Source organism: Martinezella lusitana (genome assembly GCF_900094565.1).
Taxonomy (GTDB): Bacteria; Pseudomonadota; Alphaproteobacteria; order Rhizobiales; family Rhizobiaceae; genus Rhizobium; species Rhizobium lusitanum.
The window spans coordinates 1-17,731 of sequence record NZ_FMAF01000057.1 but is presented as its reverse complement, the minus strand read 5'-3'; the positions used below and the strand labels follow the sequence as shown (position 1 = coordinate 17,731).

The window sequence follows — 17,731 nt, the reverse complement described above, 5'->3', positions numbered from 1 at the left end:
CTAGCATTACAGTTGCATTTTCGCTTTCAAATGCGCTCGTCGAGCGGCAGCCTGATGGGCGCGCCTCCAGCATGACCACGCGATGACGTAGGCGGGCTTTATGCGACGCTGGGCAAGCCTTGTGGCGATGCGCCGGACTTCCTGGATAGACCAGCGGATTAAATCCTGATGGTCGGCATCCGCGGTCTTTTTTGGGGCGTCACGTCATTGGCGCGATACCGGATCACCGCCATCATGGCGAAGGCGAGCATGACCAGGGAGACGTGGCGATGCCAGCCATGCCATGACCGGGTTTCGTTGTGATCGAGTCCGAGCTCGTTCTTGGCGGTCTCGAAGCTATCTTCGATGGCCCAGCGATGGCCTTCAACGGAAACGAGCGTCTGGATGCCCGTTCCGGCCGGGCACCATGTGGTGAAGAATGCGAGATCGCCGTCGCTGATATTGCGCCGGATCAGGAGGCCACGGGTCCAAAGGCCCGTTTCCGTCTCGTTATATTCGTCGGCATGGAGATCGGCGAGTTCGCAGTAGGCCCAGTCATGAAGCCGCGCGCCTTTGGTGCCATCACCGGCGGAAAGACGCTGCCATGCTTTTGGATCGAGGTCACGGGCGATCTCCTGAGCTGTGCCGGCGACCGGAGGCTTGCCCGACCAGGAGCCGAAATGGTGGTCCGATTTAACCCCAAGAACGTAGCCTTTGCAGGCTCTGCGCAGGGTCCCTTCAACGTCCCCGACGCCATAGACCGCATCTGCAGCCACCCATGAAAACGGCACATCGGCTGAAAGCGCACGCCGTATCATATCGACAGCCAGGCCTGGCTTGGTAGCGAAGGCTATAGCCTCAGGAACATGGGTGGCTGCAAGCCTTGCCGGATCACCGGTCCAGCTCTTGGGCAAGTACAGGGCTCGATCGATAAAGGCATGACCGCGAACGGACACATAGGCGGCGAACACACCGATCTGGCAGTTCGTTATCTTGCCTGCCGAACCTGTATATTGACGCGAAACACCGCACGATGTCTTGCCCTGCTTGAGGAAGCCCGTCTCATCGATGACCAGGACCGCATCATCGGCGGCGAGGTTTTCCACAACATACTCTCGCACGATGTCGCGAAGTCCATCCGCGTCCCAGCGTCCGCGACCCAAAATGGCTTGCTGCCGCCACGGACCGGGATCACCGGCCGCCTCAGCGCGCATCCAACCTGTCTTTCGCCGCTCGTCACCCAGCAAGCCGTCCAGGAAAAGGTTCGCAGATGCTGCAACTCGCTCCTGCGTAAACAGTCGCCGCATACGAGCCTTCACGTCACGCAGCGACGATGCCCAAAGTTCCAGCGTCGTCTCGATTGATGCACCCATCATCCATGACCTCCGAATCATGGAGACCCATAGATTCAGAGTTTATAGAAATATGCAACTGTAATGCTAGAGCATTTCCAGGAAAAGTGCGAAGCGGTTTTCCGTCTGGAATTCGTAAAGAAACAAAGCGCTCTAAGGCTTTCTATCGCAACCGTCCGACGGCATGCCTTCTGGAGCGCCCTGAACTTTCAGAACCAAATAGTCCTGAATGACACGATTGCCGGCCTGACGCGTCAGGGTGCCCAATTGCGTGGATGCGTCAAAGCAACTTGCGTAGCGCTCGACTTGGCCTGCGTTGGCCGATATCACCAGCAACGCAGGTTTGTTGATCAAGGATTGATCAGGAGTTTCAAAGAAGAACCGCTGCCGATCGACGATCTGCATGACGGGACGACCGTCCCTGAGCTCGAAGGCCAGCTCCCCCGTCAACCCGTAATCGGTTGTTGCTATCCATTCTGTGCCAGAATTCTTGCGCATCGTCTCCAACCGTGCAGAAAATTCCTGCCAGCCCAAAAGGGTGTCTGCCGGACTATGCAGCGGGAAGGTCTTTCCCCACGGCGTTGCGAAGTAGAGCAGCAATAGCGACGAGAGCCCGATACCCACCGGAGAAACCCAGTATGACAGTCGTCTCAGATGCTTGCGACCAGTAACTCGGGCTCCCGCAACTGCGGCGAGGATTGCGATGGCGGGGTATGCCGGGGCCGGCCAGTTTGCATGCACGCGGTCATGCAGCGCGTGGAATATCATGTAAACAACGAGCGGCCCATTGAGTAAAATCAGGAAGGTAACCGACTTGGATAGGTGCGATTTGGGAACTCGCAGCCACCGGTAGATCGCAAGCGTGGCAAAAATCGCGACCAGCGGATTGAGCAGGCCGAATTGGGCAACGATGAACTCGCCAAAGTATGAAAAGCCGGGATGCCGATCTGCTATGCGGCCGAACTGTTTGGCAAATGAGATCCAGCCGTGGCTCGCGTTCCAAATCAAGACGGGACTGAATGTCAGGAGCGCAACAACACCTCCCATTAGCGTCCATAGGCTGAACCGCCACCTGCGTGCCTTGGGATCCAACGCCAACCAAAGCAGAATTCCCGGAACCATAAAGAGATTTGTGTATTTTGCGACACATCCCAGGCCGACCAGCAAGCCGATCAAGAGCCACAGTCTTGGCAGCTCGACGCTGCGAAGCCGCGCGATGGCCCACAGCGTTAGCGCCCAGAACATAGTGGAGGGCGCATCCGGCGTTGCAAACATCGCCGCAAGGCTCATCAAAAGCATGGCGTTCAGCCATATGGCCGCAACGCCGGCAATCTTCGGGTCATCGAAGAGCTCGCGGGCAGTCCCGTAAACGGCAATCGAGGTTACAAAAACCGAACCGACCGCCAGCGCGCGAACACCCAGAAGGGTGTCTCCGAGCAGATGGGTCGAGATCCAAATCCACCAGGCAATCATCGGCGGATGGTCGTAATAGCCCGCAGAGGGCACGCGCGACCACAGCCAGTAGTAGGCCTCATCCGGAACAAGATCGAAGTGTGCCATCGCCCATAATCTGAAGACAGTTAGAGCGATGAGGATAGTTATGATCTTGGATAGCGGAGGCAGTTCCCGGAAGGTTTTCTTATCTTGCACGCCAGGTAATCGCCGAGCTTGTGACATAGTTCCATACGGCGCCGATGACAGCTCCCCCGATACCATCCAACCACCAATAGGGTTCCTGATCGTAGATGAGCGTCGATAGACCGACGCCGGCGAAAACCCCAAAACTGCAAAGCAAGGAGAACACTGCAAGGCCGGTTAGGTAGCGCCATCCACGTCGGCGTCTGTCTCGATACGTCAGCGCGTTGTTCAGCGTATAGTTGGACAGAACGGCGCTCATCATCGCGAATGTCTGCGCAACCGGAAAGGAGAGGTCGTCTAGCAGAAGGAGCCGTAGCACGGCCAGATGGACAGCCAAGCCGATTGATCCCACGATGCAGAACATCAGAAAACGTGGCGTTATGAGATCACCAGTTAGCTTTGCGACGATCAATCCAAGGTATTCCATGACGATCATTGCATCGAGCTTGCTCTCGCCATGCAGTCGCGGACGGAAGTCGTAATTCACTTCCGCGATGGTCGGGGGGGAGGGTGAAGACGTCAGGATATCCAGCAATATCTTGAAGCCGTGTAGCGAGAGCCTTGGTGCTGCAGCTTCGACAATCCCACGCTTGACCATGAAAAAGCCACTCATCGGATCGCTGGTGGGTGTCGGGAGCAGTCTTTGTGCAATTCCGGTTGCCAATATGCTTCCGGGCTGGCGCAATCTGGTGAAGCCGTCAACATGCTGGGGTGGCTCGCCATATCGCGTTGCAACGACCAGATCTGCCGATGTGGTGCTTATCATGCGAAACATCTTGGGCAAGCAGGTTTCGTCGTGTTGGAGATCGGCATCCATAACGGCGACAATGGGAGCGGAACTGGAAAGAATCCCTTCCAGGCATGCACCCGCCAGACCACGCCGGTTGACGCGTCTTATTCCCCGCACGCGACGGTCCTGCAGCGATATCCTGCGAATGATATCAATGGTATGATCTGCGGAATCGTCGTCAACGAAAATGACCTCCCATTCAATCCCAACAAGCGTTTCATGAAGGCGCCCCACCAAGGGGCGGATATTGTCCACTTCGTTGAACGTCGGGATAATGATCGACAGAGCAGGCGGGCTTGCATCCTCCTGCGCGTCTTTACGGACCGGCGGATCCTGGCTGAAGGGGGCATGCATCGTTTCTGGTTGTGACGAATTCATCCGCCTCGACCATTGTTCGCTTAGAGCAGGACACATGTCGTCGTTGAACCCGCTCAATGGCGTGCGCCTTGCAGACGGAACTGACTGGGTTGAAGCCAACCGGCTCCGGGCCGCCAAACAATGTGATGCATAAGGTTTCAAGCGCCCACGACTCTTTGTACTCGTGGAACTGACCATGAAAACCTTGACTTACGACAGGCTTATAGAACAGCGGCGAAAGCGAGGTTTGATTTTGTCGGAAAGGTGGCTCTGCGCCCTTCAAGCGATAGGGACTACCTCTCCGGATGCGCCCAAAGGCGCGGTGCCCCCGTATGTTCGAATTTTTAACCGACATGCCAATGCAAAGGCGGCAGTCAAAATCGACAGGCTTTCCCCGCTGGCGAGCCGGTTATTCGAGTTGCTGAGGATGGTGAAGCTGAAAAAAAGGATGATCAGAAAGTAGGCATGCATCGCATGATTGGGGATAATCCTCAGGCTGGCCGCGCGCCGGACGTTAAAGCAAAAGCACGCCAGCATGACGCCTAAGAACGCCGCTCCGAAGAGCCCATATCGAATGAGGATTTCAAGATAGCCGTTGTGCATGAACGTATATCCCGCATTTGGATAATAGGTATGCGGCCAAAGCTCCAGCCACTCGCTCCCCCAACCGAAGATGGGTGCGGTGGAAAACAATTCCCAAGCATTTGCCCAGAGCTGAAGGCGCTGGTTCATGCCAATCGGCGTGGCGCCGCTGTCTATCGAATGAGAGACTGCGCTGCCGATCTGCTCGGTCGAGCCGGCGTCCTTGAGCATGGTGATAGTCGCAGCAATCGTCGGTCCGGCGGTGTGGACGACATTGTTCCTGACGATATACAAACCGCCGCCGAGCAACGCCACAAAGAGGAGCGCGACCGGGACCACCAACCGATGCTTCAAAGCACGCATAGCGATAAAACCGACTATGGGTAATACCGGAAGAAGCGAAAGCCAAACACCTTTCGATTTCGCCCCATATATCCCGAGAAGGCAGAGGGCGCAGATAAAAGGAGACACGACGGAAGCATAGATCTTGATCGTGCGATTGCACGTATCCTCGGTAAGATAGTGTAGAAGCCAAAAGATGGCGCCAATGAGAATCACACCGCAGCAAACCGCTCCATGTATTTGATTATGCTGTATCAGGGGGATAACTGTCTCACCCTCGAGAATGGCGTTGAGGCGTAGGCTCAAGAGCAGAACTATGAGTGCAATGCCAAAATAGACAGCAACAAGCCTTTCGAGGTGAGACCAGCACCGGAATAGTACGAACGCCAGCGGTGGAAACACCAAGGGCATGAAGAAAAGCACATCATGGTCGCCAACCGGGTGGTCGGCTTGAAGCGCGAATTGTAGAACATATCGCAAAAATGCGTAGGTTCCCCATGCTAGGCAGAGCCAACCCTGCCAATCTATCGATGGTCTTGGCTTGGATCTCGCATACAGAATAAGCGACAATATCAACAGCAGCGTGCCGGCGTAGCGATAAGCGTAGCTTTCGACCAGGGATGCTGACATGACAAAGAGCCAGAGCACATCTGCGGTATAGACCCATACTCTTGCAAAAGATGGGCTCGGACGGGAGGATTGGATGCGAACGTTCATGCTGCTACCTTGCAAATTCCCCTGCCGATCGGCGCGGCGTACGTCTCCGAACCATCATCATTCCGCTCGTTTAGTCAATTGAAGCTCGACCTTTGCTTTCGCGGAAATATACCAGGCGGCACTCCTTGAGAAGGTGGGCTTCGGTAAGTTGCTGTGGCAACCGCCCAATTTGACGTTCATTGTCCGCGGCTTGGCATTGGACTTCGGCGATGCGAAAGCCGGGACGCTCCAATTCAATGGAGAAGGTGTCGGCAACTAGAAGGCCATGGTTGCGACTGCTCCGCCAGACGGCAAGTTCGCCAGCACGATCCGTCCATCATGCGCGGCCATTGTCTCCCCGACAATGGAAAGACCGAGGCCTAAGCCATCTTCACGATCCGTCTTCCCCAACAGTCCGATCTCTTCTCTTAGTCTCCCTTTCGTGAAGCCGGGACCTTGGTCGGCGACACTGATGCCGACGTTGAAGACTGTGATAGTGATCATTCCATTCTCAGGACTGTGATGCAGCGCGTTCTCGACCAGATTGCGAAGCGCTCGAAATATGAAGTCCTTGGCACCACTGACGAGAACGGGTCCGTTCTCGATCTTCAGCTCAATGTTGCGGCCGGCTCCCACGATCATGGGCGCCAGATAGCGGGCAACGTCGGTGGCCACTCCTCCCAGATCCACGATGTCGGCTGCTTCATAATGGAGTGTCCGCACGCGTACCCGATCAACCAGTTGCGTTATGACGCGTTCGACGTCTTCGAAATCCCTCTCTACTGCGCGTGCGATCTGATCCTGTGACAAGGATAAACGTGTCTTGGCGATGGCGAGCGGCGTGCGTAGTTCATGGGCCAATTGCCCAGAGAAGCGTTCCAGAGAAAGAAATCCGCCTTGAAGCCGGTCGAGGGCAGCATTTACCGATTTGACCAACGCCAGAACGTCGTTGGGCATACCACTCTCCGTTAGTCGTGTCGCAATGCTTGACGGGCCGATTTGTGCGGCCTCTTGTGCCGCTTTGCGCAATGGTCGTAGCGCAAAGCCCAGGACAGCGATGTTTGTCGCCAACAGCACCATCACGAACGGGATCCAGATCCAGGCAATATCGCGGACGAACTCTTCCAGGACACTGTCGAAGGTGACGTGCGTTTTAGGGAAGGCAACCTGTATGGCCCCTGCAGAGCCAGGCAACGCAATTGGAATGGATATGCCGAACAGCGTTTTCTGGTCGTCATGCGGTGGAAGTTCAAAATATTGAGCTCGATCACCGATATAAGGAATCAATGACTCCTGCAGGCCGGAAGAATCGATGATACGCCCGTCACGCCCCAAAACGGCATACTGACCGTGCAGCGCACGGATGCGCGCCTTGGCCGTCGTTGCACGGGAGCTCGAAAGTTTCGGGTCTACCGCCAGTTCCCGCCGCAGATCCTCTGCAAACGTTGAAAGCGTCTCCTCGCGGAATGTATCATTCGAGGCTTGAAAGCGGATGTACAGAAATACTACGCTTGCACCGATCGCGACGAAGGCAACAATCGACATTGCCAGGATCAACCGCTGCAGAAGTGTCAGACGCCACATCTTCAAGGACGCTTTTCCACAAGCATATAGCCGATGCCGCGCATGTTATGGATGTAGAGGACCGACCCAGCGCCTTGAAGCTTTTTGCGTAACCGATGCAGCAAAACCTCAATGGCGTTGGAGCTCAGTTCGTCGCCGAAGCCATAGATTGCCTCTTCGACCTCCGCCTTCGACAGCACATGATTGGGGCGCCGCAAAAAAAGATGCAGCGCGGCAAACTCGCGGCGGCTGAGGGCAAGCTGTGTCTTGCCGACGGAGGCGGAGTATTGGCTTGGATCGAAAGTAATGTCACCGTGCTGCAGGATGGTACCATGGCGGGGTTGGCCACGGCGCATGATCGCGCGCAGGCGAGAAATCAGCACTCCCATGACAAATGGCTTACAAAGATAGTCGTCGGCGCCGCTGTCGAGCGCATCGATAATCGAGCTCGACGCATCGCGGGCGGTTAGAATCAGAAGCGGCGCCGACGGTGCCGTCCTTCGCAGCGGCTCGATCAGGGTCAGGCCATCGCGATCGGGCAGACCAAGGTCCAGTATGATGGAGTCGTAGTCGACCGTTGCGGCGGCCTCTTCGGCATCATGTGCGTTGGAGACGTGGTCGACGGTGAAGCCATAAGCGCGCATGGCATCATGGGTCACCGCGGCAAGTTTTGCATTGTCTTCGACCAATAATACACGCATGGCATGTCCTATCTATATTGCAACCGTGAGAACGGAGCGCCGTAAGGCAACAATGGTCCGGCAATAGGCCTGCTGCCTTTGGGCTTCGAGACCATTCATGCGGTCCGGACTCTTATCGATCACCGCACGTGACTCGCGGACGTCTCGGATGGCGCGCCGGATCAGCAGCGTTTTTCGCCTTATGAGCCCGGCGAAGCATTCGAATCTCCGGTTCGTCACGCCATCCGGAGCGTTCGAGCCAGGCAACCTGCCATTTGGGAAAGGGTGCGATTGTGGCGCGACCGGCGCTTTAAAGTCCGCAGCGGGCGACGATTGCGTAAACCGGCGGATCAAAGGCGATGTCGTGCCGGAAATCCCGGCGGGGACAATGTTCATCGATTGAATCATATGCCTGTGCGCTTTGTCTCAAAGAAGGTTGGCCGCTTTCCCGCAAGCTGCGTGCATGGAAATGACCTCGACAGCGCAACTCCTTCCTTCTGGGACGAAGCTTCGACCATCAGACCACGCGTTAGCTTAGAGTGCGTTACTGTCACCAGCCTGAAATGCTGCGGTTGCGATGCTGCTGGAGAAATGGTGACACTTGGAGTCGCTCTCGTGGACAGGAATTATGGGATGGGGTTGGCCACCGGGTGAGGCCAGATTCCATCTTTTCGCCAGGATTTCGTAAGTGTCCCGTAAGTCGGGCTGAACATGGTCGCTTCCGATGCGGCGGTAATGCCGCTAGTTGGAGCGAATCTGGCATGATCGGTGCGAAGCCTGGGGAAGCGTCACTTAAGATATTTCTGATTAATCTCGATCGGGCAACCGATCGGCTGGTTGCGATGCAACAGAAGTTAGGGAGCATCGGCTTGTATTTCGAACGGGTGGCGGCGGTTGACGGCCGGGCCATCGAATTTCCGATACAGGGCTTCGACGAGTTTGCCTTTCGTTTCAAGCATGGCCGCAGGCGCAATCCAGCGGAAGTCGGCTGCTACTTGAGTCATATCGAATGTGCGAGACGTCTTCTCGCCTCGAACAGCAAGTTTGCTCTTATTCTGGAAGATGATCTCGAGTTTCCGGATGACTTCGTGGAGTTGCTGGATGCAGCGCTCGCACAGACCGAAAAATGGGATATTCTGCGCCTTTCCACGGTCAGCGACGGGCGAAAGTTCCGCTTCTCCCGGCTGACGGAAGGTAGAGATCTGGCGGTAGCATTAACCCGGGAGAAGGGTTCCGGTGCCTACATTATCAATCGTCGGGCTGCAGATTGGTTTGTCGACAGGCTCATGCCGATGCAACTGCCGTTCGACTTGGCGCTCGATCTTGAGTTCTTCGCCCAACTGAAATCGGCCTTCGTCGTTCCCATCCCGGTCAATCAGCAATTGGGCCTGCCTTCGCAGATCCAGGGACGGCGCCGAACCTATCACAGGTCCCGAGGGCACTATTTGACGGTAATGCCCTATCGGATCTTTATCGAGACCATGCGGTTATCGGCACGGCTCGCTCGATTGCTTGGCCATCTCACGAGTGCGCGGATGGAAGTTGCACTGCCCGGGACAGAAAAGGTCGAGGCAGGGGGAGTATCTCTTGTGAACAACCCTGCCAAGCAGGTTAGCGAGATGTGATGAAACTGGGGGTGTACGTCATCAATCTGGACAGGTCGGTCGATCGATGGGCTGTCGTGCATTCCAAAGCCGGTGAATGCGGCATAGACGTCATCAGGATGGCCGCCACGGATGGGCGCGAGCTGTCACAGAAGGATTTTCGGGACGTCGATTGGAAAGGCTTTGCTCGGCACGGCGGGCGAGCGCTCCTCCTGGGCGAATATGGCTGCTACCGCAGCCATATCGGATGCCTCTCCATTTTTCTCGAGAGCGATTTCGATGCGGCTCTGGTCATGGAGGACGACATCGACATCCCGGCCGATCTGGTGGAAAGGACGATCGCTATCCTTGAGGCTGTTCCAAATGCGGACGTCGTTAAACTCTTCAATCATCGAAGCAGCGGCTTTCTCGGTATCGCGACAAGCGTGTTTGGTGACGAGATGGGCCGTTGCCTGCATGGGCCGCAAGGTTCGGCCGCCTGTTACGTCATCACCAGCCGAGGCGCAGCCAAGGTTTTGCCGTTGCTGCGCATTATGAGCTTTCCCTTCGATGTCGCGCTTGAAAGAGGCTGGCACCACGGCGCGAATGTCTTGAGCGTCCGCCGCAACGTCGTGAGCTTGATGAACCACAGCCGTAACAGCCAGATCGGAAAAAGGGTGGACTACAACCGGGCCAAGTTCTTTGGTCCGAAGCGCTTGCCCACTCACCTTTTGCGGGCCGCCGAATATTGCCGTCGCGTTCGGTACGTGCTGGAGATTTGGGAGAGCCGATGGAGGCGGCCGTCTGCGGACAGTCATCGGCTTGACGCCCCGGCGCGATCCTCAGCGTTTGCCCGAAGTCAGCATCATCCCACGGATGCCTAGCGGCAAGCCGAGGCCCCTTCGAGACTGCGTCGGCTACTTTACGAAACTGTAAACTGTCGGACAGGAGTGGACGAGAATTGAACGTTAGCTCCGGCAAGGCCCGACACTAGAGCATTTCCAGGAAAAGTGCGAAGCGGTTTTCCATCTGGAATGCGTAAAGAAACAAAACGCTCTAAAGGCCCCAGCAAATGCCAATCATCGCGCTCGCGGCCGGTATTTATACGGCAAATGCGGCGCAGGCTGCGAGCGTGGTGCTGGTTGCCGAGCTGATCGGCCGCCGATGGGTATACTGCTGTCTGGAAAGATCGAATTTGGTTGGTCCGATTGCAGATCCGATTTCGGGCCCTGCCCAAGCGACTTATCCCTCCGGGCCTATTTTCGGCCCAGAGGGATAACAATTCCAGATAGCGCTCATGACGATTTCGGAGTCTTGTCGATGGGCAATCGCCTTCACGGAGGTCACGGCGGCGGATATCCGGCAGATCGTGCCAGCGACGGCGATGTCAACTTGCTCCAATCAGCACGTCCGCGGGCTGATTGGAATGGTCGCAGCTCATTTCTCGAAGGATCCTGCATAACCTTGATGAGTTGCTTAGATGACAAGCCCATCAGACAGCATGATACGCCGCGATGATTGCGCCAACCTGTCCCGAATCCAGCGCTTGCAACTGAGCAGTTGTGATCGCCAACAATTGATCACTCTTCAGGTTCGCGATATCCGTTGTCGACAACCCCGATAATGCCGTTCGATTAATGGCTGCGATATTGGCGGTCGACAATTCTGCAATATCTGCGGTCGTCAGGGCTGCGACCTGCGCCGAGCCAAAGGCTCTGACCTGTGCTGTGCCGAAAGCCCCAATCTGGCTGGAGCTCAAAGTGTCGATCTGGGCGGTGGTGAGCCCTGCCACGGACCTCGAGCTTAGGGCGGCGATCTGGCTGGTCGAGAGGGCTGCAATATTGTCGGTGGTCAGAGCCGCGACTTGCGCAGAGCCGAAAGCACCGATCTGGGCAGTGGTCAACGTAGTGACCTGGAGGGTGGTCAGCACTTTGACCTGGCTAGTCTTCAGGGCTGCGATTTGACCCGTCTTCAGGACGGCGACTTGGCCAGTAGAAAGTGCTGCGATGTTGGCCGCCGATAGTCCGGACATTGCTGCTGAAGTGATCGCTGCAATACTGGCGGTCGACAATTCGGCAATATCTGCAGTCGTCAGGGCCGCGACCTGCGCCGAGCCGAGGACTCCGACAAGTGCGGAGCCGAGAGCTTCAATCTGGCTGGAGCTCAAGGTGTCGATCTGGGCGGTGGTGAGCCCTGCCACGGACCTCGAGCTTAGAGCGGAGATCTGGCCGGTCGAGAGGGCTGCAATATTGTCGGTGGTCAGAGCCGCGACTTGCGCAGAGCCGAAAGCACCGATCTGGGCAGTGGTCAACGTAGTGACCTGGAGGGTGGTCAGCACTTTGACCTGGCTGGTTTTCAGGGCTGCGATCTGACCTGTCTTCAGCGCGGCGAACTGGCCAGTAGAAAGTGCGGCGACATTGGCCGCCGACAGTCCGGACATTGCTGTTGAAGTGATCGCTGCAATATCGGCGGTCGTCAATTCTGCAATATCGGCGGTGGTCAGGGCCGCGACCTGCACCGAGCTGAAAGCACCGATCTGGGCAGCGGTCAACGTGGTGATCTGGAGGGTGGTCAGCACTTTGACCTGGCTGGTCTTCAGGGCTGCGATCTGACCCGTCTTCAGGGCGGCGAGCTGGCCAGTGGAAAGCGCGGCGACATCGTCCGTCGACAGTCCGGACATTGCTATTGGAGTGATCGCCGCAATATCGGCGGTCGATAATTCCGCGATATCGGCGGTCGACAAGGCCGCGACCTGCGCCGAGCCAAAGGCTCCAAATTGGGACGATGTCAAAGCCTCAATCTGTGAAGAATCCAAATCCTCGATTTGATTGGTGCTCAGGGCCGTGACTTGTGCCGTGCCAAGGCTCGCAATCCTGGTCGCGTCAAGAACGGCCAACTGGCTCAGACTGAGGCCCTTGATCCCGCTAACGGATATGGCACTGATCTGCCCGGTCGTCAGGATTGCGATATCATCGGTTCGCAAAGCAGCAATCTGAGCTGACGAAAGCGTCTTGACCTGCGTGGAGTTCAGCGCGACCACGTCATTGGTGCTAAGAGACGCGATTACCGTGGTGGAAAGAGATCTGATCTGGTTGGCGGTCAGAGAAGAAATGATTGAGGTCATCAGCGTGTGGGCTCCGCAATATTAACCGATTTCAAATGTCACCTCTCCGCAACCGATGGTGTGAAGGGAGCACGCGGGTCTTTTGGCAACTGCCTTGGATGTGCTTGCTCCTGAAGTTCGCGTAACTGTTATGATCAGAAGCAGCTATTGGCATCGACCATTTGAGCGTCCCGTTAGACGGAAAGAGTGTTCCGGCGTCTAGGAATGCGAGTATCCCAAGAGTTGCAGCATCCGTTAATTTAAAATTTACCCTAGCGGGCTTCACGTTGATTCGCATTACATGGAGATTCTTTGGAGCGGAAATTTTAAAAGCCGCCAACATACCAACTGTGATGCCGCGCCGAGTGATCTGGGGTAGTTCAAGCACGGGAGAGGGGCGGGGGCTATTTTCTCCTTGCCCGCATCAAGGCACCGTAGGCATCGATCAGGCGGTCGACATCAAGTCCGTTTTCTTGCGGGCCGAAACTCAGATGGCTCACCATAAAGTCAGAATAGATAGCTGTAAGGCGCCCCAGAAGCTCTGGTAAATCGATCGTCAACTGGGCCTCATCATCGCCTTTTGGCAGCGCCATATGCACCAAATCCTTCCCAAGCCAGGAAATAAAATTGATCGACTGACGCCCTTTCCACTCAACGACCTGAGCGGGCAATGGCAGTCGCTTGTCATGGCTTTGCAAGAAGAAATCATGGAGCTCAGTCGCGCGCTTCCCGCTCTGCCACAAGCTTCCACCAAATCCTCCCGGCGGATGTTCAAATTGGCCGAGCCGATCAGGAAGCGATCCTGCGACCTGCTGCCAGTACGCACACACTCCATTGTTCACGACATTGGCCGAAACGATGAAGTAGTTCGGGTTGCTCCGTCTAAATTCTATAAAGCCGTCGAGCTTATCGACGTCCACGTAGACAATGTCATCGTCACACTTCAAAAATACCGTATCCGAAAACCTCTGCAGCCTGGTTGCGTAGTAATTGTAGGCCTGCCAGTATGGGGGCCTCTCGTCCGGATTGCCAAGGAAACGCTGTATACGTGAGCCGGAGTTGCCGAGCTCCAAACCGGCGCCCCATCCTCCACGCACCATGATCGATGCGCCAAATGGCAAATTGATTTCCTGCCATTGGCCGACGAGCACGTGATTGACGTGTAGTTGAACACCGCCCGCGTCACTTTTGAGAACGATCTGATTAGGCATACCCGGAGAGAGAATACCAGGCGTTGACCTCGTCCATATCGCCGAATCATTTGGACGTTCGGAATTCATCAATTCACTGCGCGGAAGTTTGCGCAGAGCCGTATACTGATTGTCCCAGCCGCCGATGACGATTTCGAAAAAGTGGTCGCTATCATCATGTGGCAAGATCGCAATATGAAGATCATTGGTGATCGACGCGCTCGCGCGGAACCAAGACTGGTTGGTAACGGTTCCCGCCAACTGATATTGGGCGCCGGATCCCATATAGCGCGCCGGGCCAAATTCGCGGCTGATCCATTCATGGTCGTTCTGTGAACGTGTGAAATCCCAAATATGCCACTCGTCTATTATTCCGCGATCCATCGCTTCGCGGATGTAGTCGGTCAGAATTTCCATTCTCTTCTGCCTGCCGGCAAATGTCACAAGTACAACAGGGGCCATACAATTCTCACCGCTTGAAATGAGTGCGTTAGTTACGGATTCGGAGTGGCAGCTCTGCCCACAGGCGGCCGTCGGGCGAGACTGGTGTATAGTCGTGCCGCTGGATCAACTTTTCGATGTATCGGTGCCTGTAAGTTCGGTCGTCTTGGAACTCCACATTCTCCAAAACGATCTCCGCCCCGATTTCGTAGTATAGGTCGAGATTACGCAAATCCGGCGTTGGAGTTTCACCACGCTCAGATTCGCCCTGCATTTGCCAGAACAACTGTTCAAGGCGCCGTGCCGTACCCGGCATGTCGCGCAAGGCGCTCGTGTCTCGCTGGCGTTGCAATGCTTCTCTGATCGCCCTTAACCGACCAGATTGCCGCGCAAGATCGATGGCCTTCGCCACATAATCATCCGGTCCGTGACAAATCAGTTCACCGACGCCCGCTGCAGAAACGATGCTGGCGCAGAAACGCGCAGCGAAGCCTCTCCCGGGAAAGGTAAGAACCGGCAAGCCCATCGTCAGAGCATCTGATGCCGTAGAGTGAGCGCCGTAAGGGAAGGTATCGAGGAAGAGGTCGGCCAACCCAATTCGAGCAAGATGGTCTGGGTTGGCAGCCTTAGGCGCGAAAATTAGGCGTTCGGCGGCAACGCCATGTTGCGCTGCTATTTGGCGCAGGCGCTGATTGACATCGTCATCGCCGCCAAGCAACCACAAAACGCTGTCGGGAACTGCCGAAAGTATCGTCATCCAGCGAGCAAAGCATGCGGCGGTGATTTTCTGCATGCCGTTAAAGCAGGCAAATATAAAATTATTCTCAGGCAGTCCTGCTTCCGGGCGGCTTGGCCGGGAGCCTATGAGCCGTTTGCGATCGACAGGTTGATCACACGCGATCCGCAGCACCTTTTCCGTGAAATAGATTTCATTTTCGGGCGGAATGATTTGGTCGTCCGCAATGATATATTGATGATAGGGGCTGCCCATGGAACCGGGGTAGCCGCAGAAATTGACGATCACCGGGGCTGGGCGGAAGGCAAAGATTCCCGTTCTCGCATGCTTTGTATAGCCGTTGACGTCGATGAGGATGTCGATTTCGTCCGCACCAATCTGTGCGGCCGCATCGATATCGCTGAGCCCGGTAATATCACGCCAAGAGTCGATGGCGATTTTGATCCGTTCCTGTGTCGCATCGTTCGTTCGCGGCTCACCGCAATAATAAGCGAAAACTTCGACGCTACGCTTGTCATGTAGCTCGAGAACCTCGCTGAGCGCGAAGCCCACAGCGTGATCCCGCAAATCTGACGATACATAGCCGACACGCAAGCGCTGTTCGGTTCCGGTTTTCATCCGTGGCTGCTTGCGTGGGAAGTTCTTAAGATCGGGTTGTCCGACCAGTTGCTTATTGTAGCGATAAGCTTTGGCAAGCTGAAACAAGGGATCGTCGACGTGGCAGGCAAGCGTCAACGGAGACATCGCGTCGAGCAATTGTCGTGTTGAAACATGATCTGAGCCAACCAATGTTGGCCATTTGCATTGGCGCTGCCGCAGTGACGTCCAATGCTGAGCTGATTCGGTTTTGTCCGGCCGCAACTCGATAGCTTGCCATAGCGCCGTTTCTGCCTTTTCGAAATGACCTGCGTTTTCGAGAACGCGGCCGACATGCTGCAGCATCATCAAACGATGACCTGCTCGTTCCGCCGTGATTTCATTTGTGGCATCCAGGTAACTGTACCATTGCTGGACTGCCTGGCCGGTTGAGCCGCAATCTTCGAGTGCCCGACCAAGGTTGATGTGTGCCTGCCCGAATCGCGGATCAATTTTCAAACAGGCGCGCAGCGCGTGAATCGCTCCAGCCACATCCCCCAACTGCCGCAAATTGACGGAGTAATTGAAGTAGACAACGTGCAGCAACGGATGCGTGTCGTTGAACGCGATCCACGTTCTGTAAAGCTCTGACGCCAGCCGTGCTTGACCCGTCTCGCTGAGGCTCTCAACGAGTTGCAGTAACTCGGAAAGGGATAGGTGCTGATTTCGCGCCCTGTTCAGGAGCTCTACGAGCGGAGGCGGAACATCCGGGGCAACTGCATTGTTAACGAGCATATGCATCCTAGCAGTAAATGGTCTTCCGGTCGGGTTCGAAGCCGGAGGAAGTGGCATTGCTCTCGTGTATCGATGCTAGCTTGCTTTGAGCTTGTCACTATTTCGCGTATGTGCGGTCAATATTCGATTTTATTAATTAATTATTGTATCAATAACGAACAAATGATCTTATTGGGTGGCGCGATATGTATAACTCAGATAAACCAAGGCATCTTTTGCAATTAAAATGTGATATTTTTTATACATTATGTAAATATGTGAGATTTATAGCATAATTTTAATGTTATATGCCATATATTGCGGGATATAACCAGTTGTATTGAAAAAATAATGCGTATTTCCCAAAAGGTAATTTGACTTCGCCGTAATTATTGATTTCTTCGAGCGGAATACAGGAATTAAGCTTGTATGTCCGCAAGCTCTCTCGCGGATTGTGGATTAATATAAGTATATCCCCGGTTGTTTTTCGTGGCTTCTGGTAAAAGTTATGCCACGTTAACCGTAAATTAAAGGCGGCCCATTAATTCTCTGGTTAAGACACGGGCTGATGACGCAACATTAGCGTGTGCTGAAGTCAAGATTTTGATCAAACGGCTCAGCGCTAGCGAGACGTTTATACGAAGGCGTTGGGATCAGGGTCGTTACGGACCCTGCGTGCATGAAGCCCTTCCAGCGCTTCGGCTTTCGCGAGCCATGTTTCTCACAACATTCTTTCCGTCCGGCAGGACACTTGAGTGGCAGGCGCAATAACCGCCTCTGACCACGTGGGTGTCGGGGTTTCGGCGCGACCTGCGTCCGAAGCCCCGGTCAAGAGACAGGCGCGCTCTTTTACGCTGTCGACGTCAGAGAAATGGCATCAGCTATAGGTTAACATTAGGGGCCCCCACACCAATGACCTCAATCATTTCTTCTTTGACCGTCAATCAGATCAAATCTCTTTCCACCACCGTCATCGCATCTCTCACGACCAGTGACGTGGCAGCATTGAGCACCACGCAAATCAAAGCGCTTTCCTCATCACAGATCAAAGCGCTGCAGACCGACGAGGTCGCAGCCCTGACGACCGATCAGATGAGCGCGGTATCCGCCAGCGCGATCAAGGGTCTCAGCCTGAGCCAATTGGCGGTTCTCGACACGACAAAAATAGAAAACCTGAGCACAGAGCAGGTCGCCGCCTTTAGCGCGGATCAGATTGGGGGATTTGGCTCGTCGCAGGCTGAGGCTTTGACCACCTCACAGGTCCACGTCTTGAGCTCCGCCCAGATCGGCGCCTTGTCGACGGATGACATTGCCGGCTTCTCGACCGCCGACATCGCCGCCATCACGAC

The 17,731-nt window shown here is 55.4% G+C and carries 13 protein-coding genes and 1 pseudogene; 4 read left to right on the top strand and 10 right to left on the bottom strand.

The window, feature by feature from the left end:
- Window positions 1–158: 158 nt before the first annotated feature.
- The 6 genes from GA0061101_RS37635 to GA0061101_RS37610 all read right to left on the bottom strand — a co-directional run bounded on the left by GA0061101_RS37635 (window position 159) and on the right by GA0061101_RS37610 (window position 8,000).
- Complete coding sequence (locus GA0061101_RS37635; protein ID WP_092573555.1) at window positions 159–1,373, bottom strand: IS701 family transposase; 1,215 nt, start codon at window positions 1,371–1,373, stop codon at window positions 159–161.
- A gap of 111 nt (window positions 1,374–1,484) precedes the next feature.
- Window positions 1,485–2,981: an ArnT family glycosyltransferase gene (locus tag GA0061101_RS37630; RefSeq protein WP_162693767.1), complete on the bottom strand. Its 1,497-nt coding sequence runs from the start codon at window positions 2,979–2,981 to the stop codon at window positions 1,485–1,487.
- Window positions 2,971–4,194, bottom strand: coding sequence for a glycosyltransferase family 2 protein (locus tag GA0061101_RS37625; protein WP_244655261.1), 1,224 nt, complete (start codon window positions 4,192–4,194; stop codon window positions 2,971–2,973). Before GA0061101_RS37625 ends, GA0061101_RS37630 begins: the two co-directional genes overlap by 11 nt.
- A 201-nt stretch (window positions 4,195–4,395) precedes the next feature.
- Window positions 4,396–5,757 (bottom strand): O-antigen ligase family protein, encoded by a 1,362-nt coding sequence (locus tag GA0061101_RS37620; RefSeq protein ID WP_092577666.1) that lies wholly within the window; start codon window positions 5,755–5,757, stop codon window positions 4,396–4,398.
- Between the two features lie 255 nt (window positions 5,758–6,012).
- Window positions 6,013–7,320, bottom strand: a complete 1,308-nt coding sequence (locus GA0061101_RS37615) for an ATP-binding protein (RefSeq protein WP_051964208.1) — start codon at window positions 7,318–7,320, stop codon at window positions 6,013–6,015.
- 2 nt (window positions 7,321–7,322) lie between these two features.
- On the bottom strand, window positions 7,323–8,000 hold the full coding sequence (locus GA0061101_RS37610) for a response regulator transcription factor (RefSeq protein WP_037200454.1): 678 nt from the start codon (window positions 7,998–8,000) through the stop codon (window positions 7,323–7,325).
- Window positions 8,001–8,148: 148 nt separating this feature from the next.
- Between GA0061101_RS37610 and GA0061101_RS39190 the strand changes: the two genes are divergently transcribed.
- The 3 genes from GA0061101_RS39190 (at window position 8,149) to GA0061101_RS37595 (ending at window position 10,446) form a co-directional block, all read left to right on the top strand.
- Entirely contained in the window at window positions 8,149–8,382 is a 234-nt protein-coding gene (locus GA0061101_RS39190) for a hypothetical protein (RefSeq protein ID WP_141694184.1), read from the top strand.
- Between the two features lie 358 nt (window positions 8,383–8,740).
- Window positions 8,741–9,604, top strand: a complete 864-nt coding sequence (locus GA0061101_RS37600; protein ID WP_063835648.1) for a glycosyltransferase family 25 protein — start codon at window positions 8,741–8,743, stop codon at window positions 9,602–9,604.
- Window positions 9,604–10,446: a glycosyltransferase family 25 protein gene (locus GA0061101_RS37595; RefSeq protein ID WP_092577658.1), complete on the top strand. Its 843-nt coding sequence runs from the start codon at window positions 9,604–9,606 to the stop codon at window positions 10,444–10,446. The genes GA0061101_RS37600 and GA0061101_RS37595 overlap by 1 nt, the downstream gene beginning before the upstream one ends.
- A gap of 608 nt (window positions 10,447–11,054) precedes the next feature.
- Here the strand turns inward: GA0061101_RS37595 and GA0061101_RS37590 are convergent.
- The 4 genes and pseudogenes from GA0061101_RS37590 to GA0061101_RS37580 all read right to left on the bottom strand — a co-directional run bounded on the left by GA0061101_RS37590 (window position 11,055) and on the right by GA0061101_RS37580 (window position 16,403).
- A complete protein-coding gene (locus GA0061101_RS37590; RefSeq protein WP_141694183.1) occupies window positions 11,055–12,305 on the bottom strand; it encodes a hypothetical protein in 1,251 nt (416 codons plus the stop codon).
- Window positions 12,306–12,308: 3 nt separating this feature from the next.
- A pseudogene (locus GA0061101_RS41255) lies at window positions 12,309–12,686 on the bottom strand (ice nucleation-like protein); the annotation flags it as partial.
- A 383-nt stretch (window positions 12,687–13,069) separates the two neighbouring features.
- The gene (locus GA0061101_RS37585; protein ID WP_092577655.1) at window positions 13,070–14,317 is read right to left on the bottom strand and encodes a DUF6250 domain-containing protein; all 1,248 of its coding nucleotides are present in this window, start codon (window positions 14,315–14,317) and stop codon (window positions 13,070–13,072) included.
- Between the two features lie 28 nt (window positions 14,318–14,345).
- Window positions 14,346–16,403 (bottom strand): O-linked N-acetylglucosamine transferase, SPINDLY family protein, encoded by a 2,058-nt coding sequence (locus GA0061101_RS37580; RefSeq protein ID WP_037200495.1) that lies wholly within the window; start codon window positions 16,401–16,403, stop codon window positions 14,346–14,348.
- Between the two features lie 891 nt (window positions 16,404–17,294).
- On the opposite strand from GA0061101_RS37580, the gene GA0061101_RS37575 reads away from it, so the two are divergent.
- Window positions 17,295–17,731, top strand: a 437-nt coding sequence (locus GA0061101_RS37575) for a hypothetical protein (protein ID WP_141694182.1), incomplete at its 3' end; no start/stop codon positions are given.